Origin of the sequence: Bradyrhizobium sp. BR2003 (genome assembly GCF_009720285.1) — a bacterium.
GTDB classification, from domain to species: domain Bacteria; phylum Pseudomonadota; class Alphaproteobacteria; order Rhizobiales; family Xanthobacteraceae; genus Bradyrhizobium; species Bradyrhizobium elkanii.
The window spans coordinates 275,929-301,261 of sequence record NZ_SMYJ01000019.1 but is presented as its reverse complement, the minus strand read 5'-3'; the positions used below and the strand labels follow the sequence as shown (position 1 = coordinate 301,261).

At 65.1% G+C, this 25,333-nt stretch carries 19 protein-coding genes; 12 read left to right on the top strand and 7 right to left on the bottom strand.

Annotated elements, in window-relative coordinates; all coding sequences use genetic code 11:
• Positions 1-107 precede the first annotated feature (107 nt).
• From hpaD to hpaH, 4 genes are all read right to left on the bottom strand, one after another.
• Positions 108-1,091, bottom strand: a complete 984-nt coding sequence (hpaD, locus tag E2I15_RS14480; protein WP_137476516.1) for a 3,4-dihydroxyphenylacetate 2,3-dioxygenase — start codon at positions 1,089-1,091, stop codon at positions 108-110.
• 109 nt (positions 1,092-1,200) lie between these two features.
• Positions 1,201-2,745 (bottom strand): 5-carboxymethyl-2-hydroxymuconate semialdehyde dehydrogenase, encoded by a 1,545-nt coding sequence (hpaE, locus tag E2I15_RS14475; RefSeq protein ID WP_137476515.1) that lies wholly within the window; start codon positions 2,743-2,745, stop codon positions 1,201-1,203.
• A complete protein-coding gene (locus E2I15_RS14470; RefSeq protein WP_137476514.1) occupies positions 2,738-3,136 on the bottom strand; it encodes a 5-carboxymethyl-2-hydroxymuconate Delta-isomerase in 399 nt (132 codons plus the stop codon). Before E2I15_RS14470 ends, hpaE begins: the two co-directional genes overlap by 8 nt.
• 21 nt (positions 3,137-3,157) lie before the next feature.
• Positions 3,158-3,964: a 2-oxo-hept-4-ene-1,7-dioate hydratase gene (gene hpaH, locus E2I15_RS14465; protein ID WP_137476513.1), complete on the bottom strand. Its 807-nt coding sequence runs from the start codon at positions 3,962-3,964 to the stop codon at positions 3,158-3,160.
• 110 nt (positions 3,965-4,074) lie between these two features.
• Here hpaH and hpaR point away from each other — a divergent pair, with 110 nt between their 5' ends.
• Complete coding sequence (gene hpaR, locus E2I15_RS14460; protein ID WP_137476512.1) at positions 4,075-4,608, top strand: homoprotocatechuate degradation operon regulator HpaR; 534 nt, start codon at positions 4,075-4,077, stop codon at positions 4,606-4,608.
• 25 nt (positions 4,609-4,633) lie between these two features.
• Here the strand turns inward: hpaR and E2I15_RS14455 are convergent, their stop codons facing one another.
• Entirely contained in the window at positions 4,634-5,629 is a 996-nt protein-coding gene (locus E2I15_RS14455; RefSeq protein ID WP_137476511.1) for a GntR family transcriptional regulator, read from the bottom strand.
• A gap of 289 nt (positions 5,630-5,918) precedes the next feature.
• On the opposite strand from E2I15_RS14455, the gene E2I15_RS14450 reads away from it, so the two are divergent.
• The 11 genes from E2I15_RS14450 (at position 5,919) to E2I15_RS14400 (ending at position 21,658) form a co-directional block, all read left to right on the top strand.
• Entirely contained in the window at positions 5,919-7,064 is a 1,146-nt protein-coding gene (locus E2I15_RS14450) for an ABC transporter substrate-binding protein (protein ID WP_137476510.1), read from the top strand.
• A 75-nt stretch (positions 7,065-7,139) separates the two neighbouring features.
• The gene (locus E2I15_RS14445) at positions 7,140-8,015 is read left to right on the top strand and encodes a branched-chain amino acid ABC transporter permease (RefSeq protein ID WP_016841141.1); all 876 of its coding nucleotides are present in this window, start codon (positions 7,140-7,142) and stop codon (positions 8,013-8,015) included.
• A complete protein-coding gene (locus E2I15_RS14440) occupies positions 8,012-9,784 on the top strand; it encodes a branched-chain amino acid ABC transporter ATP-binding protein/permease (RefSeq protein ID WP_137476509.1) in 1,773 nt (590 codons plus the stop codon). Before E2I15_RS14445 ends, E2I15_RS14440 begins: the two co-directional genes overlap by 4 nt.
• Positions 9,784-10,512, top strand: a complete 729-nt coding sequence (locus E2I15_RS14435; RefSeq protein ID WP_028338711.1) for an ABC transporter ATP-binding protein — start codon at positions 9,784-9,786, stop codon at positions 10,510-10,512. Before E2I15_RS14440 ends, E2I15_RS14435 begins: the two co-directional genes overlap by 1 nt.
• Positions 10,513-10,548: 36 nt before the next feature.
• Positions 10,549-11,634 (top strand): malate/lactate/ureidoglycolate dehydrogenase, encoded by a 1,086-nt coding sequence (locus E2I15_RS14430; protein WP_137476508.1) that lies wholly within the window; start codon positions 10,549-10,551, stop codon positions 11,632-11,634.
• Positions 11,635-11,674: 40 nt separating this feature from the next.
• Positions 11,675-12,451: an HpcH/HpaI aldolase family protein gene (locus E2I15_RS14425; RefSeq protein WP_018270573.1), complete on the top strand. Its 777-nt coding sequence runs from the start codon at positions 11,675-11,677 to the stop codon at positions 12,449-12,451.
• A gap of 204 nt (positions 12,452-12,655) precedes the next feature.
• Positions 12,656-14,179: a UxaA family hydrolase gene (locus tag E2I15_RS14420; protein ID WP_016841136.1), complete on the top strand. Its 1,524-nt coding sequence runs from the start codon at positions 12,656-12,658 to the stop codon at positions 14,177-14,179.
• Between the two features lie 145 nt (positions 14,180-14,324).
• Positions 14,325-14,828: a GDSL-type esterase/lipase family protein gene (locus E2I15_RS14415; protein WP_246667892.1), complete on the top strand. Its 504-nt coding sequence runs from the start codon at positions 14,325-14,327 to the stop codon at positions 14,826-14,828.
• Positions 14,829-14,961: 133 nt separating this feature from the next.
• Positions 14,962-18,219: a transglutaminase family protein gene (locus tag E2I15_RS14410; protein WP_137476507.1), complete on the top strand. Its 3,258-nt coding sequence runs from the start codon at positions 14,962-14,964 to the stop codon at positions 18,217-18,219.
• Between the two features lie 20 nt (positions 18,220-18,239).
• The gene (locus E2I15_RS14405) at positions 18,240-20,783 is read left to right on the top strand and encodes a circularly permuted type 2 ATP-grasp protein (protein ID WP_137476506.1); all 2,544 of its coding nucleotides are present in this window, start codon (positions 18,240-18,242) and stop codon (positions 20,781-20,783) included.
• On the top strand, positions 20,780-21,658 hold the full coding sequence (locus tag E2I15_RS14400; protein ID WP_137476505.1) for a transglutaminase family protein: 879 nt from the start codon (positions 20,780-20,782) through the stop codon (positions 21,656-21,658). Before E2I15_RS14405 ends, E2I15_RS14400 begins: the two co-directional genes overlap by 4 nt.
• 40 nt (positions 21,659-21,698) lie before the next feature.
• Here the strand turns inward: E2I15_RS14400 and E2I15_RS14395 are convergent, their stop codons facing one another.
• Together E2I15_RS14395 and E2I15_RS14390 are read right to left on the bottom strand one after the other, a co-directional pair.
• Entirely contained in the window at positions 21,699-23,201 is a 1,503-nt protein-coding gene (locus E2I15_RS14395) for a sensor domain-containing diguanylate cyclase (protein ID WP_137476504.1), read from the bottom strand.
• Positions 23,202-23,363: 162 nt separating this feature from the next.
• The gene (locus tag E2I15_RS14390; protein ID WP_246729390.1) at positions 23,364-25,085 is read right to left on the bottom strand and encodes a methyl-accepting chemotaxis protein; all 1,722 of its coding nucleotides are present in this window, start codon (positions 25,083-25,085) and stop codon (positions 23,364-23,366) included.
• Between the last annotated feature and the right edge of the window lie 248 nt (positions 25,086-25,333).

Below are 25,333 nucleotides of genomic sequence, written 5' to 3'. Positions count from 1 at the left end.
ACGCTGGGCGACGATCTTATCTAAAACACGGGCCGGTGGTTATGGGTCCCGGCTCTGTGTGCAATCGCGCACTTGGCCGGGACGACGAGGGGATGGAGTCTTGTTCACTAGTCCGCAACCAGCACGTCGGCGACGAAGCGTGGCTCGCGCACCGTCTGGCCGGCGAAGGTCGAGCCTTCCTCGAACCAGGAGCGCGGCGCAGGCGCGCCCCACAGCGTCTGGCGGCGCGGATCGCGCAGCGACCAGCGCAGCGGCTCATGGTCGTGATCGCCGGTGAAATAGTCGCTGGTGTAGAGCTCGATGCGATGACCGTCGGGATCGCGGATGTAGAGGAAGAAGGCGTTGGAGATGCCGTGCCGGCCCGGGCCGCGCTCGATGTTCCTGAGGAAGCCGGAGGAGGCCATCACGTCGCAGAGATGCACGATGTTCATCGCGGTCGGCACCCAATAGGCGATGTGGTGCAGGCGCGGGCCACGGCCGTTGGTGATCGCGAAGTCGTGGACATTGCCCTTGCGGTGCATCCAGGCCGCTGCGATGCGGCCGCTGTCGCCGTCCTCCTCGGCATATTCGGTGAGACGGAAGCCGAGCCGAGCGTAGAAGTCGACGGTGTCCTGCACCTCGGCGGCGAACACGTTGAAATGGTCGAGCCGCTGCGGATGGCAGCCCTTGTAGAGATCGTAGCGCCGCAGCAGATGCGGGCGCTTCTCCATCGCGGCGTAGAGCTCGATCTGGAAGCCGAACGGATCGGTGAATTGCAGGGTGCGGCCCTGGAACGGCTGGTCGACGAAGGCATAGGCGATGCCGTTTTCGGAGAAGAAGGCAGCCGCCTTGTCGAGGTCGCCGTCATTGCCGACCTTGAAGCCGAGCCGGTTGCAGGCCGCCTTCGGCGCCTTGCGCAGCACCACCGAGTGATGCTGGTGCTCCTCGCTGGCGCGCAGATACACCGACTTGTCGTCGCGGTCCTCGATGTGGAGGCCGATGGTCTTCTCGTAGAAGGCGGCGCTCTTGTCGAGATCCGTGACGTCGAGCACGGCGTGGCTGCAGCGGATGATGTTGAACGGCGGATCGAAAACGTGCGTCGGAACGGGCATCGGTGTTTCCCCTCAAATTTATTCGTCATTCCGGGGCTCGCGAAGCGAGAACCCGGAATCTCGAGGTTCCGGGTTCGATGCTGCGCATCGCCCCGGAACGACGGGCTGGCTAAATTCCCAGTTTCTGGATCTTGTGCGTCCCGCGCGCGAGCGAGACGTGCTTGGTTTCCATGTAGAAGTCGAACGAATAGTCGCCGCCGTCGCGGCCGATGCCTGACGACTTCATGCCGCCGAAAGGGGTCGGCAGATGGCGGACGTTTTCCGAGTTGAGCCAGATCATACCTGCTTCCAGCGCATCCGCCACGCGCAGCGCGCGGCCCATGTCGCCGGTCCAGACATAGCCGGTCAGGCCGTATTGCACGCCGTTGGCGATCTCGATGGCGTCAGCTTCGTCCTTGAACGGGATCACGGTCAGGAATGGGCCGAACACCTCCTCCTGCGCGACGCGCATCTTGGCGTTTGCGCCGGTCACCAGCGTCGGCTGCACATAGTGGCCGCCGCCGGGGCCGTCATGCGGCTTGCCGCCGACCGCGATCGTGGCGCCGTCGTTCTTGGCGACGTCGAAATAGCTGCAGACCTTGGCGAGATGCCGCTCATGGATCAGCGGCCCGATCTCGGTGGCGGGATCGAGGGGGTGGCCGACCTTGAGTGCCTTCACGCGCGCGGTCAGCTTCTCGATGAACTTGCCGGCGACGCCCTCCTGAACCAGCAGCCGGCTCGACGACGTGCAGCGCTCGCCATTGAGCGAGTAGATCATGAACACGACGGCATCGAGCGCGCGGTCGAGATCGGCATCGTCGAACACGATCACCGGGTTCTTGCCGCCGAGCTCGAAATGCACGCGCTTCAAGGTCGGTGCGCCCTGCGCCATGATCGCCGAGCCAGTCGCGCTCTCGCCGACGAAGCCGATCGCCTTGATTGCGGGATGTTCGGTCAACGCCTTGCCGGCCTCTTCGCCGAAGCCGTGCACGGTGTTGAGCACGCCGTCGGGGATGCCGGCCTGTTTTGCGAGTTTGACCAGCAGATCGGCGGTTACTGGCGACCATTCCGCCGGCTTGTGCACCACCGTGCAGCCGGCGGCGAGCGCCGGCGCGATCTTCCAGGTCGAGAGCATGAACGGTGTGTTCCACGGCGTGATCACGCCGACCGGCCCAATCGGCATGCGGGTCGAGATGTTCCAGTGCTCTTCCGAGGGCGTGTTGAGGCCGTCGCGGGCCTCGCCGCATTTGTCGGCGAAGAAGCGGAAATTCTCCGCCGCGCGGATCGCGGCCTTGGCCATGAAGCGGTGCGCCTGGCCGGTGTCGATGCATTCGAGCACGGCGATGTCGTCGGCGCGCGCCTCGATCGCATCAGCGACGCGATGCAGCAGCTTGCGGCGCTGCGCCGCCGGCATGTCGCGCCAGGCCTTGAAGGCCTTGGACGCAGCGGCCGCGGCACGATCGATATCCTCGGCATTGCCGCGTGCGACCGTCGCCAGCACCGTGCCGTCGATCGGCGATTTCGTCTCAAAAGTCTGGCCGGAGGCCGCCGGCACGATCTTGCCGTCGATCACATGGCCGATCCCTTCGGCCTTCAGCTTTGCGAGCAGCGGGCCAGCGCGATCGCGGTTGGCCTGGAACACGTCGGCTGACGATTTCGTGGCCGCTTTATCCATTGACCGTCTCCACCTTCAGTGCGTCGTGGATGTTGTTGCGTTTCCAGCTGGTGTCCTTGTCGTTGATCTGCATGTCGAACGACAGGGCGAATTTGCTGTTGGCGAAGACCGGATCGAGATGTGCCGACAGCGCCTTGAAGATGTGCTCGCCGGCCCTCTTGCGGGTGGCGAGATCGCGGCCTTCGCCGAGCCGCAGCACCATGTCGAGGAAGCCGTAATTCTCGCGGCCGTCGGCGATCGCATAGTGCTCGCATCTGACGGCGCGGACGCGGATGCCGCCGAGCGGGAAGATGCCGGTCTCGACCGCGGCCATGCGGACCAGTTCGACCGTCGCGCCCATGTCGACGACATCGTCGAGATTGGCGGAGTATTCAAGCGTGAAATGCGGCATGCAGCGCTCCTGCTGAAGGCGTCAGGCGAAGTAGCAGCTTACGGAACCGTACGGTCCGTAGTCGGCCTGGATGGTATCGCCCTTGCGGGTCTCGATCGGACGGATGAAGGAGCCCGCCAGCACGACCTGGCCGGCCTCCAGCGCCAGTCCGTTCGGTGCGATCTTGTTGGCCAGCCACGCCACCGCGGTCGCCGGATGATTCAACACGCCGGCGGCAAGACCGGTTTCCTCGAGTTGGCCATTGCGGAAGCACAGCGCCCCGATCCAGCGCAGATCGGCATCCAGCGGACGGATCGGCCGGCCGCCAAGCACGATGCCGGCATTGGCGGCGTTGTCGGCGATGGTGTCGAAGATCTTGCGCGTTGCCTTGGTCTCGGGATCGACGCGCTCGATCCTGGTATCCAGGATTTCCAGCGCCGGCACCACGAAGTCGGTGGCGTTGAGGACGTCGAACAGCGTGCAGTTCGGCCCGGCCAGGCGATGCTTCATCACGAAGGCGAGCTCGGCCTCGACGCGGGTGGCGATGAAGCGGTCGCTTGGCACCAGGCCGCCATCGGCGAAGAACATGTCGTCGAGCAGGATTCCGGAATCGGGCTCGTCGATATTGAGCGCGCTCTGCATCGCCTTCGAGGTCAGGCCGATCTTGTGGCCCGTGACGACGCGGCCCTGCGCCACCTTCATCTCGACCCAGGCCTTCTGAATCGCGTAGGCGTCTTCGAGGGTGATGCGGGGGTATTCCAGCGAGAGCTGGCGGATTTGCTTGCGGGTCTTTTCCGCGCCGTCGAGCCGTTCGGCGGCAGCGCGGATATCGTCCTTGGAGAGGGCCATGCGTGCTACACAAAAGTGGATGTCAGGAGATGATTAACATGTTAAGTGAATTCCCGCAAACTGAATCAAGGCATGTTGCAGCGCAAAATTTCGTTGCGCAGGATTAGGTAATGGCGCGCAAGAATTCGAACGACATTCGGCCGGGGCAGGACGACGACGCGGCGGCGCGGCGGACCCCGATGCGCGAGTTCTCGCGCTCGCTGCCGATGTCGCTGCTCCGCGCGCGCGAGGCGGTGATGCGGCAATTCCGTCCGTCGCTGCGCAATCACGGGCTGACTGAGCAGCAATGGCGGATCCTGCGCGCGCTCACCGCGGTCGACGAGATCGAGGTCACCGAGCTCGCCCGCATGGCGTTTCTGCTCGGCCCGAGCCTGTCGCGAATCCTTCGCGATCTCGAGGGCCGCGCGTTGATCGAGCGCAAGGCGGCGGAGAACGACGCGCGGCGCGCGGTGGTGTCGATCTCCGCCAAGGGGTTGAAGCTGATCGAGGCGGTGGCGCCGACGTCGGAGACGATCTATGGCGAGATCACCCGGCGCTTCGGGGCGCGCAAGCTTGCCGAATTGCAGGAGATGCTGGGCGCGCTCGAAGCGAGCCTGGCCGGAATGGGCTCGGCCGATGACGCCGAGGTCGAGGCTGACGAGTAGCTGCGATCATGCGCGGCATTCGCGCTCAGGCCATGTAGGGTACGCGCGAAATCACGTTAATGGCGCGAAATTCGGCAATCCAGCCCGCGACCTTCGAGTGGGACCATTCGATATGGCGGCGCAAGGTCGCCGCCGCGGCGTCGCCGTCCCGCGTCCGCAAAGCCTCGATGATCACCAGATGCTCGTCCATGAAGGAATCGATCTGCGGCGCGGTCAGAGCGACCTGGATGTGCTTGCCGATCACGAACGCGCAATGGGTGCGCTTGAGGGCTTCGATCATTTCGCGATTGGCACCGTAACCCAGGCAGCGGATATGGAGGTCGCCTTCGATCTCATCGAGTTCGCCGACGCCGACGCGGTCGCGGTGCCGGATTCCCTCGCGCAGCCGCTCCGCCATCCGGTCGAGCAGGGCGGCAGGAATCGTCGCCGTCGCGGATTTGAGGAGCAGCGGCTCGAGCGTTGCGCGCACCTCGAAGATGTCGCGGAGGCGGTCCTCGTCCAACGGCACCACGTACCAGTGCGCCTTGGCGCCTTTCTCGAGGATGCCGATCGCCTGCGCACGTAACAGCAGGTTGCGCGCCACCGTGCGCCCCACCCGGAAATGCCGCGCCAATGCGAGCTCGCTGACGCGGAAGCGTCCGAACAGCGACCGGTAAATGATCTCACGTTCGAGCCTGTAGTAGAGAGTATCCCAGGCGTCGCTGCGCACGGCGTCGACGGGGCCGTCGGTCAGCCCAAACATTTCCGGCGTGATCGGGACGCGCCGAGGGTCGACCTTGCGCTTGCCGGCGATGACGCCGCGACCATCGAACCGGCGCACCAGGCCGATATGCTCGAGCTGTTCGAAAGCCTGCCGCACCGGAGAGCGGCTGGAGCCGAACAAGGTCGCGATCGCCGATTCGGAAAGAACCGTGCCAGGTGGCACGTCACCGGCGCGGATGTGCTTTGCCAATGCGCTCTTGATCAGCGCGTAGGCCGGCTGCTTCCGTCTGGTCTGCGATTTCGCTCTTGGAATCGACATCGATGACTGCCCGCCGGTCACACTAACACGTGATCGCGCCGTGGTCGTTGGTAGCAGGCATTTACGCACCGCTGCCAGCGAACTTTTGGCTATTGCGTGCAATGTGCAATCATGGTTAGCTACGTCAAACGCCAGATCGATGGTCGCCGTTGCACGTCTTGTGTGTTGCAGCGGTGTTGATGTTTGTTCGCCGCGCCGGTCGATGGCTGCGGATAGGGCAGCAGATCGACGCGTCAGCTCGTTTCAACGCAGCCGACATGCAAGTTCGGCGCACCACAGGGAGGATTGAATGAAACTGACGAGGCGTGAGTTTTCCGCCGGCTTGGCGGCAGGTCTCGCTGCACCCGCGCTGATGCGCAGCGCTTGGGCGCAGGGTGCGACGATCAAGATCGGCATGTGCGTGCCGGTGACCGGACCGGCGGCGGAGCAGGGGCTGTGGGCCCAGAACGGCGCCAAGCTGGCGCTCGCCGCGGTCAACAAGGCCGGCGGTGTGCTCGGCAAGCAGGTCGAGCTCGTCATCGAGGACGACCAGACCACCAATCCGGGCATCGTGCTGGCATTCTCCAAGCTCGCCGCGCAGTCCGACATCGTTGCCTTCCTCGGCTCGATCCGCTCGACCCAGGTGCAGGCGATGGCGCCCGACGTGATCAAGGTCGGCAAGCCGGTGATGATCGGCGGCACCAATCCCGATCTCACCCATTCCGGCAATCCCTGGCTGTTCCGCTTCCGCCCGAACGACAATTATTCCGGCCGCGTGATCGCCGACTTCGGCGTCAACACGCTCGGCAAGAAGAAGTGGGCGATCGTCCATTCCACCGACGCCTTCGGCACCGCAGGCGGCAAGGCGCTCACCGAAGCGCTGACCAAGCTCGGCGCGCCGCCGGTGCTCGACCAGGGCTATGCCAACCAGAGCCAGGACTTCACGCCGGTCGTGCTGGCCGTGAAGCAGTCCGGTGCTGACGTGCTCGGCACCTACTTCACCTTTGAGAACGATCTCGGCATCTTTGCCCGGCAGCTGCGTCAGCTCGGCGTCAATATTCCCTGGGTCGGCTCGCCCTCGGTGGTGGCGGTCTCCTCGACCAAGCTCGCCGGTCCCGCGCTGTTCAATACCTACGGCGTCGCCGACTTCGCCGAGGACTCGAGCGATGCCGCGAAGGCGTTCGGCAAGGCTTATCGCGATGTCTACAAGACCGCGCCCGACAACCAGAGCGCCTGGCCCTATGATGCGATCACCATCCTGTCGGCGGCGATCAACAAGGCGGGCTCGACCGATCCGAACAAGATCCGCGACGCCATCCTTGCGACGCAGAAATTCGCCGGCGCCGAGGGTGAATATAATTTCGACAAGAACGGCGACGGCCTGCACGGCTACAATGTCGTGAAGAACGACAAGGGCAAGATCGTCTACGACAAGCACATCGATTTCAACGATTGATAGCGGTTCGGCCTCTCCGGGCTATCTCGGAGAGGCCTTTCGTCCGCGGCACAATTCTCAGATCGAGCGCTCGTCATGGATCTCGTCCTCCAACTGCTCTTTACCGGAATCGGCATCGGCGCGGTCTACGCGCTGGTCGCGCTCGGTTTCGTGCTGATCTTCCGCGCCACCAACGTGGTGAACTTCGCGCAAGGCGAGTTCTCGATGGTCGCCGCCTATCTGATGGTGGTGTTCTCGGTCGATCTCGGCTGGCCTTACTGGCTGTCGTTCCTGATCGCGCTCGCCGGCATGGCGTTGTTCGGCGTCATCTTCAATCTCGGCGTCTATTATCCGCTGCGCAATCGCACCTATCTGCCCGTGATCATCGCCACCATCGGCGCCTCGATCCTGCTGTCGAACTCGGTGCTTGCGATCTATGGTCCGCAGCCGCAGGTGCTGCAGGGCTGGTTCGATACGCCCGGCATCCAGCTCGGCCCGGTCTATCTCGACAGCCAGTATCTTCTGATCATCGGCGTTACCATCCTCTTGGTGCTGTTCAATTTCTGGTTCTTCGAGAAGACGCTGCTCGGCAAGAAGCTGCAGGCGACCTCGCAGGACAAGGAAATGGCCTCGCTGCTCGGCATTTCCGTTTCCACCATGATCATGATCACCTTCATCTATTCGGCCGTGCTCGGCGGTCTCGCCGGCATCCTGGTGGCGCCGGTGCTGTTCGTCTCGATCCAGATGGGCTCGACGATCGCGCTGAAGGCGTTTGCCGCGACCATCATCGGCGGCTTCGGTGATGTCGCAGGCGCCATCGTCGGCGGCCTCGCGCTCGGCGTCATCGAGACGTTCGGCGCAGCCTATATTTCAGTGCCGTACAAGGACGGCTTTGCCTTCCTGGTGCTGATCGCTTTCCTGGTGTTTCGGCCGCAGGGCATCTTCGGCGAACGTGTCGCGGAGAAAGCATGAGCGCCACCGACAACATGATCCCCGCGCCGGCCGTGCGCTCGAAGCCGCTGATTATCCGTCATCTGCCGTATTTCATCGGCGCCGCGGTGCTGGTGGCGCTCGCCGCCGGCATGCGGTTCGACGGTTACATCCTCAACATCCTGCTGCAGGCCACGACCTTTTCGATCGCGGTGTTCGGGCTGTCGGTCGTGCTCGGCCTGTGCGGTCAGATCAACCTGGCGCAGGCCGCGTTCTTCGGCTTCGGCGCCTATGCGGTCGGCCTCGGCACCGCCGACCTGCACCTGAACTTCTGGCTCTGCCTGACCGCTGCTTGCGCGATCACGCTGATCGCCGGTGCGTTTCTCGGCATGTCGACGCTGCGGCTGGGCGGACACTACCTTGCGATGGTGACGATCTCGTTCCAGCAGATCGTGACGCTGGTGATGATCAACGCCATCGGCGTGACCCACGGGCCGGACGGCGTCGCCAATATTCGCCGGCCGGAGCTGTTCCAGTCCTCGCAGAGCTATCTGGCCTTCTGCGTCGCGATGCTCGCGATCGTCGGTTACCTGGTCTGGCATCTCCCTGATACCAAGCTCGGCCGCGCCATGCGTGCGGTGCGCGACAACGAGCTTGCGGCCGGCGTCAACGGCATCGACGTGTTCCGCACCAAGATCTACGCCTTCGGCCTGTGTGCGTTGCTCGGCGGTCTCGCCGGTGGCCTGTTCGCCGGCGGCTTTGCCTATGTCAGCCCGGACCAGTTCTCGTTCGCGGAATCGATCGTGTTCCTGACCATGTCGCTGCTCGGCGGCGTGGCCTCGCCGATCGGCTCGGTGATCGGCACGGGCCTCCTGATCTTGATCCCCGAATGGCTGCGCTTCCTGAAGAGCGTGCCGGGACTTTATCTGGCGATCTATGGCCTGTTCGTGATCCTGATCATCCGCTTCATGCCCGACGGTATCTGGGGTTTTGTGTCGGACGCATTCACGCGTTGGCGTGCGCACACCAAGGCGCCGCCGGCCGCGGCGGCCTTGCAGCTCAAGCCGGCGACGTCGGGCGGCGACATCGTGCTCGAAGTGACCGGGCTCTCGAAGCATTTCGGCGGCCTCAAGGCGGTCGACGGCGTCGATATCGCGGTGAAGCGCGGCAGCGTGCACGCGCTGATCGGGCCCAACGGCTCCGGCAAGACCACGACGCTGAACGTCTTGTCCGGGCTCTACAAGGCGACCGCGGGCAGGATCGTGCTCGACGGCACCGACATCACCAACATGGCGCCGCATCAGCGCACGGCGGCCGGCCTCGGACGCACCTTCCAGAACATCCGCCTGTTCCGTTCGATGACCGCGCTGGAGAATGTCGAGATCGGGGCCGAGCGTCCCGGCAACACCATGATCGGGAAGGGCGAGGATGCGCTGACCGAGCGCGCGATGGAGGCGCTGACCTTCGTCGGGCTCGGCAACCGCGCCAACGAGTTGATCTCGAGCTTCTCCTATGGCCACCAGCGCCTGATCGAGATCGCGCGGGCGCTGGCGTCGAACCCGACGCTGCTGCTGCTCGACGAGCCGGCCGCCGGCCTCAACTCGACCGAGAAGCTGGAGCTGCATGAGCTGCTGAAGCGCATCGCAGCCCAGGGTCTCACCATCCTGATCATCGATCACGACATGACGCTGGTGTCGGAAGCCGCCCAGCACATCACCGTGCTGAACTTTGGACGCCGCATCGCGGACGGCGAATCCATGGCGGTGCTGCGCCATCCCGACGTCGTCTCCGCCTATCTCGGGAGCGAATGATGCCGCTGCTCGAAATCCGCAATCTCGTGGTCCGCTACGGTGAGATCGAGGCGTTGCGCGGCGTCACCATCGCGGTGGAGCAGGGGCAGGTGGTCACACTGCTCGGCGCCAACGGCGCCGGCAAGTCGACCACGTTGCGCGCGATCTCAGGCCTCGCCAAGCCCGCCTCCGGCGACATTATGTTCGATGGCCATTCGATCGCGGGCCTCGGGCCGGAAGCGATCGTCCGGCTTGGCATCTCGCATGTGCCGGAAGGCCGCCGCGTGTTTCCGGGCCTTACCGTGAAAGAGAACATCATGCTCGGCGCGTCGAACCGGAAGGTGTCGGCGTCGCAGATCTCGCGCGAGGCCGACGCGATGTTCGACCTGTTCCCGGACATTCGCGCCTTTTCCAACGCGCTCGGCTGGACTCTGTCCGGCGGCCAGCTGCAGATGGTCGCGGTGGCGCGCGGCCTGATGGCCAAGCCTCGGCTGCTGCTGCTCGACGAACCGTCGCTCGGGCTGGCGCCCGTCATCGTACAGTCGGTGTTCCGCATTATTTCGCAGATCAGGAAGGATACCACGGTCTTGCTCGTCGAGCAAAATGCGCGCATGGGACTCTCGGTCGCCGATCACGGCTTCGTCCTGGAAACAGGACGGATCGTGCTGGGTGGCAAGCCCGACGAATTGTGGGGCAATGAAGCCATCGCCGCGGCCTATCTCGGCGGCCACGCCAAGACCCACGCCTGACAACGTCCCGTGCTTTACTGAGCGAGCTGGTTTTTCATGGTCACCATCAAGGTCGATAACCTCATCAACTTCGTGTCCGAGGTGTTTTCCCATTCGGAGTCCTCTCCGGAAGAGGCGAAGCGCATCGCGACCTATCTGACGACCGCGAATCTCACAGGTCACGACAGCCACGGGGTGATCCGCGTGCCTGTTTATGTCAGGTGGAAGAAGATGGGCTCGATCGTGCCGAACCAGACTCCCGAGGTGGTGGTCGACACGCCGTCGCTCGCGGTGGTCGACGGCAAGTTCGGCTATGGCCAGACCGTCACGCCGGTTGCGGTCAAACTCGGCATCGACAAGTGCAAGAAGGCGGGGCTCGCCGCGGTCGCGCTGCGCAACTCCGGCCATCTCGGCCGCGTCGGGGACTGGGCCGAGATGGCCGCCGCCGAAGGCCTTGTTTCAATTCATTTCGTGACCGCGGCCGGCTCGCTGCTGGTCGCGCCTTACGGCGGCGTCGAGAAGCGCCTGTCCACGGCGCCGTATTGCGTCGGCATTCCGCGTCAGGGCCTGGATCCGATCGTGCTCGATTTTGCGACCTCGGTTGTCGCCGAGGGCAAGTGCCTGGTGGCAAGCCGCGGCGGCAAGAAGCTGCCGATCGGCGCGCTCGTCGATGCCGACGGCACGCTGAGCGAGGATCCGCACGTGTTGTATGGTCCGTACACGCCGGACGGACCGCGCGACCACACCAAGGGAACTGGCGCGATCCGCGCCTTCGGCGATCACAAGGGCTCGGGTCTCGCCTTCATCTGCGAACTGCTCGGCGGTGCGCTGACCGGCACCGGCGCAACGTCGTCGGACCGGCGCTTCGCCAACGGCATGATGGCGTTCTACATCGACCCCAAGGTGATCGACACCAGCAATTTCTTCGACGGCGAAATCACCCGCTACACCGATTTCATCCGCGCCACCAAGCCGATCGCGGGGACGGATTCCGTGCTGGTTCCGGGCGATCCGGAGCGGAAAACCCGTGCCGATCGCACCAGGAACGGCATCCCCTTGCCTGACGACACCTGGGCGGCGATAGTGAATACCGCGCGCGAAGTCGGCGTCAGCGAAGTTTCTATCCAGCGGGCGACCAGCTGAAGGCTCGTCCCCCAATAAACCGCAAAGGGAAACGCGATCAATGGCAAACAAGGTCAAGCAAGTCTGGGCATCCGGCAAGGCGGTGGTGAACGCGTGGCTCGCGATTCCCTCCGGGTTTTCAGCCGAGGTGATCGCGCAGTGTGGCTTCGACAGCGTCACCGTCGACATGCAGCATGGTGTGCAGGATTATCAGTCGATGGTGCAATGCTTCCAGTCGATGCACGCCCATCCGGTCACTCCGATGGTCCGCGTGCCCTGGAACGAGCCCGGCATCATCGGCAAGGTGCTGGACGGCGGCGCCTATGGCGTGATCTGCCCGATGGTCAACACACCGCAGGAAGCCAAGAACCTCGTCTCCTATGCAAAGTATCCGCCGAAGGGCGTGCGCTCCAACGGCCCGATCCGTGCCGGCATGTACGGCTCGGCCGGCACCTATCAGCAGACCGCCAACGACGAGATCGTGCTGCTGCCGATGATGGAGACCAAGACCGCGGTCGAGAACATGGAAGCGATCCTCGATGTCGAAGGCATCGATGGCGTCTATATCGGCCCGTCCGATCTCGGCTTCTCCTACGGCCTGGTGCCGAAGCTCGATCGCGACGAGCCGGAGATCCTCAAGATCTACGAGAAGATCATCAAGGAGTGCGGCAAGCGCGGCCTCAACCCGGGCATCCACTGCTCCGGCGCCGAGGGCGCGGTGCGCGCAATCAACATGGGCTTCAAGCTCGTGACGCTGTCGAACGAAGTCGGCCTGATGCAGGTCTACGCCAAGATGCAGGTTAACGCGACCCGCGAGAAGTCCGGCGGCAAAGCGTAAATCTATCCTCCCCCTCTTCCCGCTCTCGCGGGGTCGAGACCAGCGAAGCTGGCTCTTAGAGGGTTGGGGTGAGGGGCCTCCATCCGGTGAATACCGTCATTGTAACTGGCAGTGTGCATCGCCCCTCACCCGGATTGCTGACGCAATCCGACCTCTCCCCGCAAAGAGCGGGGAGAGGTGAAGAAACTCCAAAGGAGAACTCCCATGGCCTCGGCACAAGTGATCCGCCTGCACGCCGACGACAGCGTCCTGATCGCGCGCGCGAGCCTGCCGCCGGGGCTTGAGGTGACCGAGGGCGTCACCACGGTCGATCGGATCCCCGCGGGCCACAAGGTCGCGATCAGGCCGATCGCGCAGGGCGAGCCGATTAGGCGTTACGGCCAGATCATCGGCTTTGCGACGCAGGCGATCGCGCCAGGCCAGCATGTGCACACGCAGAACTGCGGCATGGGCGATTTCGCCAAGGACTATGCCTATGGCGTCGACGTCAAGCCGGTGCCGAACTTCGATCTGCCGGCGACGTTCGAAGGCATCCGCCGCGCTGACGGCCGCGTCGCGACCCGCAATTATATCGGCATTCTCACCTCGGTAAATTGCAGCGCCCATGTCGCCGGCATCGTCGCCGACATGTTCAAGAAGAATCCGTTCACCGGCGACAATCCGCTCGCCGATTTCCCCAACGTCGACGGCGTCGTCGCGCTGACTCACAAGACCGGCTGCGGCATGACCCAGGACGAACCCTTGGCGCTGCTCCGCCGCACGCTCGGCGGCTATGCGCGTCACGTGAATTTCTCCAACGTCATCGTGCTCGGCCTCGGCTGCGAGGTGAACCAGATCGGCGGCCTGATGCAGGAGCAGAAGCTTGCGGGCCGGCTGCGCGCGATGGACATCCAGGAGGTCGGCGGCACCCGCAAGACGGTGGAAGCCGGCGTTGCCTTCGTGAAGGAAGCGCTCGCCGACGCCAACAAGGTCAAGCGCGAAGCGGTCCCGGCGAGCGAGCTCACCGTGGCGCTGCAATGCGGCGGCTCGGATGGTTACTCCGGCGTGTCCGCCAATCCGGCGCTCGGCGCGGCGAGCGACCTCTTGGTCCGTCACGGCGGCACCGTGATCCTCTCGGAGACGCCCGAGACCTATGGCGCGGAGCATCTTCTGACTCGCCGCGCCGTCAGCCGCGAGGTCGGCGAGAAGCTGGTCGGCCTGATGCGCTGGTGGGAGGAATATACCCAGCGCGAAGGCGCCGAGATGAACGCCAATCCGAGCCCCGGCAACAAGGCCGGCGGTCTCACCACCATCCTGGAGAAGTCGCTGGGCGCGATGGCCAAGGCCGGCAGCACCAATCTCGTCGACGTCCTCAACTACGCCGAGCCCGTCACCAAGAAGGGTTTTGTGTTCATGGACACGCCCGGCTACGACCCGGTCGCCGCGACCGGGCAGGTCGCCGGCGGCGCCAATCTCGTCTGCTTCACCACCGGCCGCGGCAGCGTGTTCGGCTGCAAGCCTGCGCCGTCGATCAAGCTCGCCACCAACACGCCGATGTACAAGCGGATGGAAGACGACATGGACGTCAATTGCGGCACCATCCTCGACGGCGAGGAGAGCGTGCAGGAATGCGGCCAGCGCATCTTCGACCTCATCCTCAAGACCGCCTCGGGCCAGCCGACCAAGAGCGAGAGCTTTGATTTCGGCGGCGCCGAATTCGCGCCGTGGGTGCTGGGCGCAACGATGTAGTTTGATGTAGTTTAGAGCCACGATCTAGCCTTTCACTCCGCCGTCGTCCCTGCTTTTCGTAGCGACGACAAGGAAGTACGTCGGCGAATGTAGCTTCCCGGACTACGCTACGTTCCATCCGAGCCGCGGATTGGACGGAGGAAGCATGCGCGCGCGTCAGTTGGGAGTTGTTGGATGCCTCGTATTTCTCGCCGCCTTGGGCCTCGGCGCCGGTTCGGCTGACGCCGTAACCATCGTGGCGCTTGGCGCGAGCAATACCTATGGCAAGGGTGTGGCGCACAACCAGGCCTATCCCGCGCAGCTCGAAGCGATCTTGCGGGCGAAGGGATTGAATGTCCGTGTCGTGAACGCCGGTATCAACGGTGACACCACGGAAGGGATGCTGCAACGCCTGGACCGCGCCGTCCCGAACGGGATCCGCGCGGTTATTTTGCAGCCAGGCGGCAATGATCGACGCAAGGACAGCCCGGACCGGACAGCGGATATTCAAAGTCGCCTCAGCACCCGTGGCATCGCGGTGATCATGCTCCCTAACGGGATGCTGGGTGGACTCCCCCATCAGCCCGACGGTGTGCATTTGACCGCCGGGGGCTATCACTTGCTCGCCGAGCAGCTTGCTTCGCAGGTAGCCGGCGCGATCGGCCGCTAGTCCCGTTGGCTTCATCCGGGCTACGGATCGTGGGCTGGTCGCCCAGCTCGTGGGCACCCCGTGCCCGTTGTTAGTGCTTGATGTCGACCGGCAGCAGTGTTCTGCTCAAAAAAGCTGCTGGAGTCCTCGGTCCGTGTCGATATCAGTCGCACTGCATCACGTCACGCACTACACATACGACCGGCCGATCGATCTCGGGCCTCAGACCATCCGGCTCCGGCCCGCGCCGCATACCCGCACGCCGATCACAAGCTATTCGCTCAAGGTCACGCCCGCTAATCACTTCGTGAACTGGCAGCAGGACCCGCAGGGCAACTGGCTGGCGCGCTACGTCTTTTCGGAGAAAACCACCGAGCTCAAGGTCGAGGTCGATTTCACCGCTGACATGACGGTGGTGAATCCGTTCGACTTCTTCGTCGAGCCCTACGCCAACAGCTTTCCATTCGAATATCCCGACGATCTCAAGACCGAGCTCGCGCCTTATCTCGAGACCGATGAGCCCGGACCGTTGCTCGCGGCTTACCTGAAGGAGATTCCGCGCCAAGCCGACAGCACCGTCAACTTCCTGGTCGAGCTGAACGCGCAGCTGCAAAAGAAGATCGGCTATGTGATCCGCATGGAGGCCGGCATCCAGACGCCGGAGGAGACGCTTGCCGCGGGCTCCGGCTCCTGCCGCGACTCGGCATGGCTTTTGATCCAGACGCTGCGCCATCTCGGGCTCGCCGCGCGTTTCGTCTCCGGCTATCTCATTCAGCTGCGGCCGGACATCGATCCGCTCGAAGGGCCGCGCGAGGTCGAGAGCGATTTCACCGACCTGCACGCCTGGGCCGAGGTCTATCTGCCGGGCGCGGGCTGGATCGGTTTCGACGTCACCTCCGGCATGCTGACGGGCGAGGGACACATCCCGGTCTGCGCCACGCCGCACTATCGCTCTGCCGCGCCGGTGACCGGCACCGCAGGTGTCGCCAATGTCGAGTTCGGCTTCGAGATGAGCGTCAAGCGCATCGGCGAGGCGCCGCGCATCACCAAACCATTCTCAGATGAATCCTGGGCGCGGCTCGACCGGCTCGGCGAGCTCGTCGATGCCGATCTTGCGGCGTACGACGTGCGGCTGACCATGGGCGGCGAGCCGACCTTCGTCTCGGTCGACGATCTGGAATCGCCGGAGTGGAACGTCGCCGCGGTCGGCCCGACCAAGCGCGCGCTCGCCGACGAATTGATCCGCAAGCTGCGGGCGCGGTTCGCGCCGGGCGGGTTGCTGCATTACGGCCAAGGCAAATGGTACCCCGGCGAGAGCTTGCCGCGCTGGGCGTTCGGCCTCTACTGGCGTAAGGACTGCAAGCCAATCTGGAAGAATGCCGACCTGATCGCGAGCATCGAAAATCCACGTAAGGCCGAGATCGCGGAGGCCCGGCGTTTCGTCGAGGCGACCGCAGCGAGGCTTGGTCTCAGCGCCGATTATGCCATGCCCGCCTATGAAGATCCGGGTTTCTGGCTGCAGCGTGAGGCCGGCCTGCCGGCCAATGTGACCCCTGCGAATTCGAAACTGACCGATCCGGAAGAGCGCGCGCGCCTCGCGCGGGTGTTCGACGAGGGCCTGACCACACCGAAAGGCTACGTGCTGCCGATCCAGCGCTGGACGCCGCTTGGCGATCGCGTGCCGGCGCGGTGGCGCAGCGAGCGATGGAAGATCCGGCGCAGCCATCTGTTCCTGTCGCCCGGCGACTCGCCGCTGGGCCTGCGGCTTCCGATTGCCTCGCTCGAATATGTGCCGCCGGACGATTATCCCTACGTCGTCGAGCGCGACCCGATGGCGCCGCGCGACGCGCTGTCCGAAGAGCTGCAGCAGGCGCTGATGGAGATTCCCGAGCCGCTGCCGGTGCGCACCGCGATGTCGATCGAGGTCCGCGACGGCGTGCTGTGTGCGTTCATGCCGCCGGTCGAGAAGGTCGAGGATTATCTCGACCTGATCGCAGCGATCGAAGCCGCTGCCGAGGAGCTGCAACTGCGGGTGCACGTCGAGGGTTACGCGCCGCCGTTCGATCCGCGCATCGAGGTGATCAAGGTGACGCCGGACCCCGGCGTGATCGAGATCAACGTGCAGCCGGCCCAAAGTTGGCGCGAGGCTGTCGATATCACCCTCGGCCTCTATGAGGACGCCGCGAAGACGCGGTTAGGGGCCAACCGTTTCCTGATCGACGGCCGCCACACCGGCACCGGCGGCGGCAACCACATCGTGGTCGGCGGCAGCAAGCCGGAGGACTCACCGTTCCTGCGCCGGCCGGATCTGCTGAAGAGCCTCGTGCTGTATTGGCAGCGGCACCCGTCGCTGTCCTATCTGTTCTCCGGCATGTTCATCGGACCGACCAGCCAGGCGCCGCGCATCGACGAGGCGCGGCATGACGGGCTCTATGAGCTGGAGATCGCGTTGTCGCATGTGCCGCCGCCGGGCATGGAGGCGCCGCTGTGGCTGGTCGACCGGCTGTTCCGGCACATCCTGGTCGACATCACCGGCAACACCCATCGTGCCGAAATTTGTATCGACAAGCTCTACTCGCCCGACGGTCCGACCGGCCGGCTTGGCCTCGTCGAATTCCGCGCGCTCGAAATGCCGCCCGATCCGCGGATGTCGCTCGCGCAGCAGCTCTTGATCCGTGCCCTGATCGCAAAGCTGTGGCGCGAGCCGCAGCAAGGCAAGTTCGTGCGCTGGGGCACCGCGCTGCATGACCGTTTCATGCTGCCGCATTTCCTCTGGGAGGATTTCCTCGGTGTGCTCGCCGAGCTCAAGCAGTTCGGCTACGACGTCGAGCCGGAATGGTATCGGGCGCAGCTAGAATTCCGTTTCCCCGCCTTCGGCCGCGTCCATCACGGCGGCGTCGGCCTCGAGCTGCGGCAGGCGCTCGAACCCTGGCATGTGCTCGGCGAGGAGGGCACCTCGGGCGGCACCGTGCGCTACGTCGATTCCTCGGTCGAGCGCTTGCAGGTGAGGGCCACGGGATTCGTCGAGGGGCGCCACGTCATCACCTGCAACGGCAGGCGGATGCCGATGACCGAGACCGGGCGCGCCGGGGAGGCGGTCGCCGGCGTCCGCTTCAAGGCCTGGCAGCCGGCCTCCGGCCTGCATCCGACCATTCCCGTGCATTCGCCGCTGACGTTTGACTTGATTGATACCTGGAACGGCCGCTCGCTCGGCGGCTGCGTCTATCATGTCGCCCATCCCGGCGGCCGCAACTACGAGACCAAGCCGGTGAACTCCTACGAGGCCGAGGCGCGGCGGCTGGCGCGCTTCCAGGAGCATGGCCACACCCCGGGCAAGATCGAGACGCCGCCGGAGGAACGCACAATTGAGTTTCCCTTGACCCTCGACTTGCGGACGCCGCTCCTGCACTAATTGTGTCAAGGGGAAGTGGAATGACCGCATCGGGTGGCCAAGGCAATAGTCAAGGCAGCAGTCAGGAGAGCAGGGCCCGTCCCGGTCAGCGCCGGATGGCGCAGTGGACCCGCGACTATGTCCGGCTGCCTGGCATTCCCGACGAATATATCTCCGACAACGGCGCGCCGCGGCCGGCCTGGGCACGCTTCTTCGACGCCTTTGCCGCGCTGTCGCCGGCCGACATCGAGCGCCGCTTCGCCTCCGCCGACCGCCATCTGCATGAGGCCGGGGTCACCTATCGCGCGCCCGGCGATACGTCGGACCGGATCTGGCCGCTCAGCCATCTGCCGCTGATCATCGATGCGGCGGACTGGCGGCAGCTCGCCGCTGGTGTCGCGCAACGTGCGCAGCTGCTGGAAATGGTGCTGGCCGATCTCTACGGCGAGGGCCGCCTCGTCGAGGAGGGCGCGATCCCCGCCGCGGCGATCGCCGGTAGCAGCGAGTATCTGCGCGCGGTCAGCGGCATCAAGCCGCCGGGGGGGCGCTATCTGCATCTCTACGCCGCCGACATCGGCCGTGGGCCCGACGGCCGCTGGTGGGTGCTTGGCGATCGCACGCAGGCGCCGTCGGGCGCGGGCTATGCGCTGGAAAACCGCCTGGTGCTGTCGCGCGCCTTTTCCAATCTCTACAAGTCGATGAATGTCGAGCGCGTCGCGCCGTTCTTCGAGGCGTTCCGCGATTCGCTGCGCGCCAGCGCTGACCGCGACGAGCCGCGGATCGGCCTATTGACGCCCGGCGCGTTCAGCGAGACCTATTTCGAGCACGCCACGCTGGCGCGCTATCTCGGTTTCCTGCTGGTCGAGGGTGACGATCTCGCGGTCTCCGGCGACCGCATCCACATCCGCACCGTTGCTGGATTGAAGCGGCTCGACGTGCTGCTGCGCCGGGTCGATTCCAACATGCTCGATCCGCTCGAGCTCGACGCGTCCTCCTATCTCGGCGTGCCCGGGCTCGTAGAGGTCCTGCGCAAGGGCGGCGTCGTGGTCGCCAACATGCCGGGTTCGGGCGTGATGGAGGCGAGAGCGCTGCTCGGCTTCCTGCCCAATCTCTGCCGGCGCCTGCTCTCTGAAGACCTGATGATGCCGCACATCGCGACTTGGTGGTGCGGCCAGAAATCCGCGCGCGAGCATGTGCTGTCGCGGCTCGACGACTTCGCGATCGAAGGCGCCTATGGCCGCGGCGTTGCGGATTTTCCCGGCAACGGACCGGTGCTGCCGGGCGAATTGTCGGCCGCGGATCACGACCGCCTGAAGGACGCAATCGGCCATCGCGGCATCGATTATGTCGGCCAGGAGCTGGTGCGGCTGTCGACCACGCCGGTATGGGAGAACGGCCGCATCGCGCCGCGTCCGTTCGTGTTGCGGGTGTTCGCGGCGGCGACGCCGAACGGCTGGACGGTGCTGCCCGGCGGTTTCTGCCGGATTGCCGATCGGGCCGATGCGCGCGCGGTGTCGATGGGCGATGGCGCGGTGTCCGCCGACGTCTGGGTGGTCTCCGACAGGGCCGTTGCGACTTCAACCTTGCTGCCGGCGGGCGACACCGTCCGCATCCGCCGCATCGCGGGCGTGCTGCCGAGCCGTGCCGCCGACAATCTGTTCTGGCTCGGCCGCTATCTGGAGCGCGCCGAGGCCACCATCCGGCTGATCCGCGCGCTGTGCACGCCGCTGCGCGATCCTGCGCGGGCGAATTCGAACGGCTCGGCGCCGGCGATGCATTCGGCCGAGCGTATCCAGCGCATGCTGGTCGCCTGGGGCGCGGCCTCGCAGACCGCGCGCGCCAATCTCGCCAGGGTCGCGCTCGAAGCGCTGCAGAGCGAGGAGAAATTCGGCTCGGCGCTGTCGCTGGTGCGATCCGCGCAGCGCACGGCGACCTCGCTCCGCGAGCGGCTGTCGCCGGACGCCTGGCAGGTCATCACCGAGATGGCCGACCGGCTCGCCATCGAGGTTCATGACGACGACGGCGTCGTCAGTGCTGCGGAGCTGACCCTGCAGGAGCTCGCAAGCTTCGCCGGCCTCGCGCAGGAAAACATGAACCGCGCCGCCGGCTGGCGCTTCCTCGAGATGGGCCGCCGCGCCGAGCGCGCCGTCAATACCACGCGCTTTGCTCGTCAATTCGCCTATGACGAAGCCGGTGACGAGGACCTCGACGTTCTGCTCACGCTGGTCGACTGCCAGATCACTTATCGCTCGCGCTATCTGGTGCAGCCGCTGCTCGCGCCGGTGCGCGATCTGGCGGTGCTCGACCCCTACAATCCGCGCTCGGTCGCATTCCAGGTCGCGGCGCTGAATGAGCATATCGCCGCCCTGCCGAGCCTGAAGGAGCATGGCCTGATCGAGCGGCCGCAGCGTCTTGCCGTCGCGGTCGAGGCGATGCTCACAACGGCCGAAGCCTCGAGCCTCGACGTCAAGACGCTGTTCGCGCTGGAGCAGGATCTGCTCAACCTCGCCGACGCGATCGGGCTGCATTATTTCCCGCACGGACCGAACGCCAGCCGGCCGGAGAAGCTCACGGGGCTGGCGTGATCTACGACATCCGTCACGTCACGACCTATAGCTACGAGACCCAGGTCAGCTTCGCGCGGTGCTCGCTGCGGCTGGAGCCGATCAGCGGCGACGGGCAGCAGTTGATCTCGCATTCGGTGGAGATCCGTCCGAAGCCCGCGGAGCGCACCACAAGGCGCGACTTCTTCGGCACGCTCACCGAAAGCGTCCTGATCGAGACCGCACATCGCAGTCTGCGCATCGACGCCCGCTCGCGGGTCTCGGTGGCGCGGCAGCCGCTGGCGCGTGACGCCGCCAGCCCGCCCTGGGAGGACGTGCGTGACAATGCGTTCGAGGCTTCGAGCCTCGATGCGGCCTCGCCGGTCGGCTACGTCTTTGCCAGCGCGCTGGTGCCGGTGCTGCGGCCGGTGACGGCCTACGCTTCCGCAAGCTTTTTGCCTGGTCGCGGCATCCTCGCCGGGGCGGCCGACCTGATGCGCCGCATCCGCAACGACTTCAAATACGATCCCAAGGCAACCGTGATCTCGACACCGCTTCGCGATGTGTTCGAGAAGCGCCATGGCGTGTGCCAGGACTTTGCCCATGTGATGATCGCAGGACTGCGCGGCCTCGGCCTGCCCGCGGCCTATGTCAGCGGCTATTTGCGCACCATTCCGCCGCCGGGCCAGCCGCGGCTGCAGGGCGCGGACGCCACCCATGCCTGGGTTTCGGTCTGGTGCGGCAGCGCGTTCGGCTGGGTCGGGTTCGACCCGACCAACGATCTGATGGTCGGGAGCGACCACATCATTCTCGCCATCGGCCGCGACTTTGCCGACGTCTCGCCGGTCGACGGGGTCATCGTCGGCGCGCGCAAGCAAAAGCTCGCCGTTGCGGTCGACGTGCTGCCGATGGAGTGAGCCGGGATGGGCGCGCTCGACCGCGCCAATGCGGTCGCGATCAGGCGACGTGTCGCTTACCCGATTTGTCCCACCCGATCGGGCTGACGATGACGCGGTCGCGGCCTTCACGCTTGGCTTGATAGAGCGCGAGGTCCGCGGCCTTGAGCAGATCGCGCGACGTGCGCTCGTGGTCTGGGACGAGGCAGGACAATCCGATGCTGACGGTCGGCAACTCAGGCTCGGATTCCCGCACAGCGGTCAACTTGGCGCGAATCCGTTCGGCAATTTCCAGGGCGCCCGCCTTGCCGATGCCCGGCAGCAATACCGAAAACTCCTCGCCGCCGTAGCGGGCACCGAGATCGGTTGCACGCTTGGCGCTGCTTGCGATGCACCGTCCCACGGTGGTGAGCACGGCGTCGCCGGCCTGATGCCCGTACGTGTCGTTGTAGATCTTGAAATGATCGACGTCGATCATCAGAAGCGACACCGGCGCCTTTGCGCGCATGCCACGGCGCCATTCGACGTCAAGGGTATCGTCGAGGCGGCGGCGGTTGGCGAGGCCTGTCAGTGCATCCGTGCTCGCGAGGTGCGCGAGCCGGTCTTCCGCGGCGGCCCGCCGCTTGAGAGCGGCCACCAGGTAGAACATCAGGACGATCGAGAAGCCGCAGAGCGCTGCAACCACGCTGCCGATCAGCCAGAGCTGTTGCCACCAGTCGGCATAGATGCCGTCGAGCGCGAGGCCCTCGGCGATGAGCAGGCGATTGTGTCCGACCGCCTGAAAAACATAGAGCCGGCTGACATGATCGACGATCGATTTCGTGATGTAGGAGCCGGATTGTCGTGCCGGAAACTGCTTGAAGACCAGAGAGTCCTTGATGCTTTGCCCGATCTTGCTGATGTCGAACGGGGCGCGCATCAGTATGACGCCATCGCTGTTGAACAGCGCCATGCTGTCGCCGAAGCCGAAGTTCAGCTTGCGAAACAGATTGTGGAAATAGCTGAGCCGCATGCTGCCCGCGACCACGCCGGCAAAGGAGCCGTCGTCATTGTTGATGCGGCGGCTGAGGCTGATCAGATATTCGCCATCCGAAGTGATCCACGGAGCACTGATGAACAGTCCGCTGTCCGCTCGCGTCTGATGCGCCCGGAAGAAGTCTCGATCGGCGAAATTTGCGGTCCGCGGCGTCAAGGTCCTGGAATCGAGCGTGACGTCCCCCGCCGCATTCAGCACGAGGATCGAGCCGAGATCCTTGGCTGTGGCGGCGCGGTCGAACAGCACGACGTGGCGAAGCTCCGGGCTGATCTTGCCGAGTTCCGGCAGCTTGACGCCGTCGGCGACCGCCTGGAGCGAGAGGTCGTAGAGGTCGATGTTGCGGTCGATCTCGCTGGCGATGGAGGCGACGAGGTTGGTCGCACCTTCCTTCGCATGCCGATAGTCCTTGCTCGCCATTTCCCAGAGAATGGATGCGCAGATCGCCGAAAAGCAGAGAACGAGGCCGATCCCGAGCGCAAGGAGTCGTTTGGTCGGCACCGCCTTCGGCTTTGGCAAAAGCCCGTTCATTGCTCTCTTCCACTTTCCCGCGCAGTGACACTTTCTATGGAGGCATCAAATTGAGAAATGCGACCTGAAGCGGACGCAATTTGCGTCCGTGCGTTGGGAGAGTCTTAACCATCCAGATTGCCAGAGCCCTGTCGCGGGGCCTCGCAACATCGCGCGATCCGCTCAGGTTCCGGTCCGCTGCAGGCCGTCGGCCGCGTCGCTGCGCAGGTTGCGGAAGAACTGCTCGACCTCGCGCGACAGCGTCTCGGCGGTTGCGGTCAGATCGTTCGAGGCCGCGAGCACCGATTCCGCCGCCTTGCTGGTCTGGTCCATATCATCGCGGAGCGAGCCGACATTGGTAACCAGGGTCTCGTTGCCCTGGGCGGCCATCTGGGCGTTGGCGGAGATTTCGCGCGTCGCCGCGTCCTGCTGGCCGATCGCGCTCGCGATGTTCGCGGTGACGTTGCTGATCTCGCGCACCGCCTGGCCGATCTCGCGCACGGCGGCCACCGAGTTGCGGGTCGAGGCCTGGATCAGGCCGACATTCTCGCTGATCTCGGCGGTTGCCTTCGCGGTCTGACCGGCCAGCGCCTTGACCTCGTGCGCGACGACGGCGAAGCCACGGCCGGCATCGCCGGCGCGGGCGGCTTCGATGGTGGCGTTGAGGGCGAGCAGGTTGGTCTGCTCGGCGATCGCCTGGATCAGGCTCAGCACCCCGTCGATGCGCTGGGTGGTGGCGGCAAGGCCCTCAATCTCGGTGATCGAGCGGTCGGTGCGCGCACCGGCCTGATCGACGGCGCCGGACGATTGCTTGACCTGGCGGCCGATCTCCTCGACCGAGGCGGAGAGTTCTTCGGCCGCGCCGGCCACCGCGGAGACGTTGCTCGAGGCCTGTTCGGTGGCGCCTGCCGCCGCCACCGCCCGGCCGCTGGCGTCCGACGCGACCGTTGCGATGGTCTGCGCGGTTTGACGCATCGTCGCTGCGTTGTCGTGCACCGCGCGGAGCACCTCACCGATCGTGCCACGGAACGCTTCGACGAAGGTCTCGATATGCCGGCCGCGCGCGTCGCGAGCCTCGGACTCCTGTACGACCTGCGCGTTCAGGCTGCGATTGCGGTCCATCGCGTCCCGGAAGACCTTGATGGCGTGTGCCAGTGCGCCGATTTCGTCGCTGCGCCCGACATGGGGTACCTCGACATGGTCGGCGCCCTCGGCGACGCGCTTGATCGTCGTGGTGATCTGCGACAGCGGCCGGGCCACCGAGCGGGCGATGATCAGCACGCCGAGTACCACCACAATCAGGGCCGCGGCGCCGAGGCCGGTCAGCACCAGCGCCATAGTGCGGTTGGTGTCGGTCTCCCGCGCCAGCTTCTTGCTGCGCTCGGCATAGACCTTGGAGAGCGCCTCGAGATCCTTGTTCAGCGCGGTGCGCACGTCGCGGTTGGCGTCGTTGTCGCCCCACTCCCGCCCTGCTGCGGCGCCGATCTCGATGCCGCGGCGTACCAGCTCTTTGCGGAAATCGATGAACTGCTCGATGCGCTTCTTGAACACCGCGAACTGGGCGGCGTCGTCGGCCTGCACCAGCATTTCCCAGTTCTTGACCACGCCGAGAATGCGTTCGTTGAACGCCAGCAGCCCGTCGCCGTATTTCTTCACCGCTGCGGGATCGGTCGACATGTAGATGCCGCGGGATTCCATCACCACGGCATAGACTAGTGAATTGACCCGCTCGACATTGAGTGCGGCACGGCTTGCAAGGTCGACGGCCTCGGTCAGCTCGGCACTACGCCGCGCATTGTATTCGGACAGGAAGGTGATGGCCGCGGTCAGCGCCGCAATCAGCGCAAACGTCGAGTACAGCCTGGCAGCAAGCGAGAATCCGGATGCCATCGGAGGCCGGGACATGGAGATGGCAGATGTGACGGGGGCGGGCATTGTGGGCACTCCAAGAGGCCGGGGAGTACCTTCGGCCGATTAAAGCTTATGCAAAATTTTCATGGACAATTTCTTAACGCGCGAAACTTGTGCAGCCGCAACCGCTAAAATCTGTAAATAATCCCAATGCCTTATGGGCCGCTTTTAGTCTGCCGGGTGCTCGCGGCTTGCGGCCGAGCCGATGATGCGCCGCCGTCACCGGCAACGGCGCCAGCATG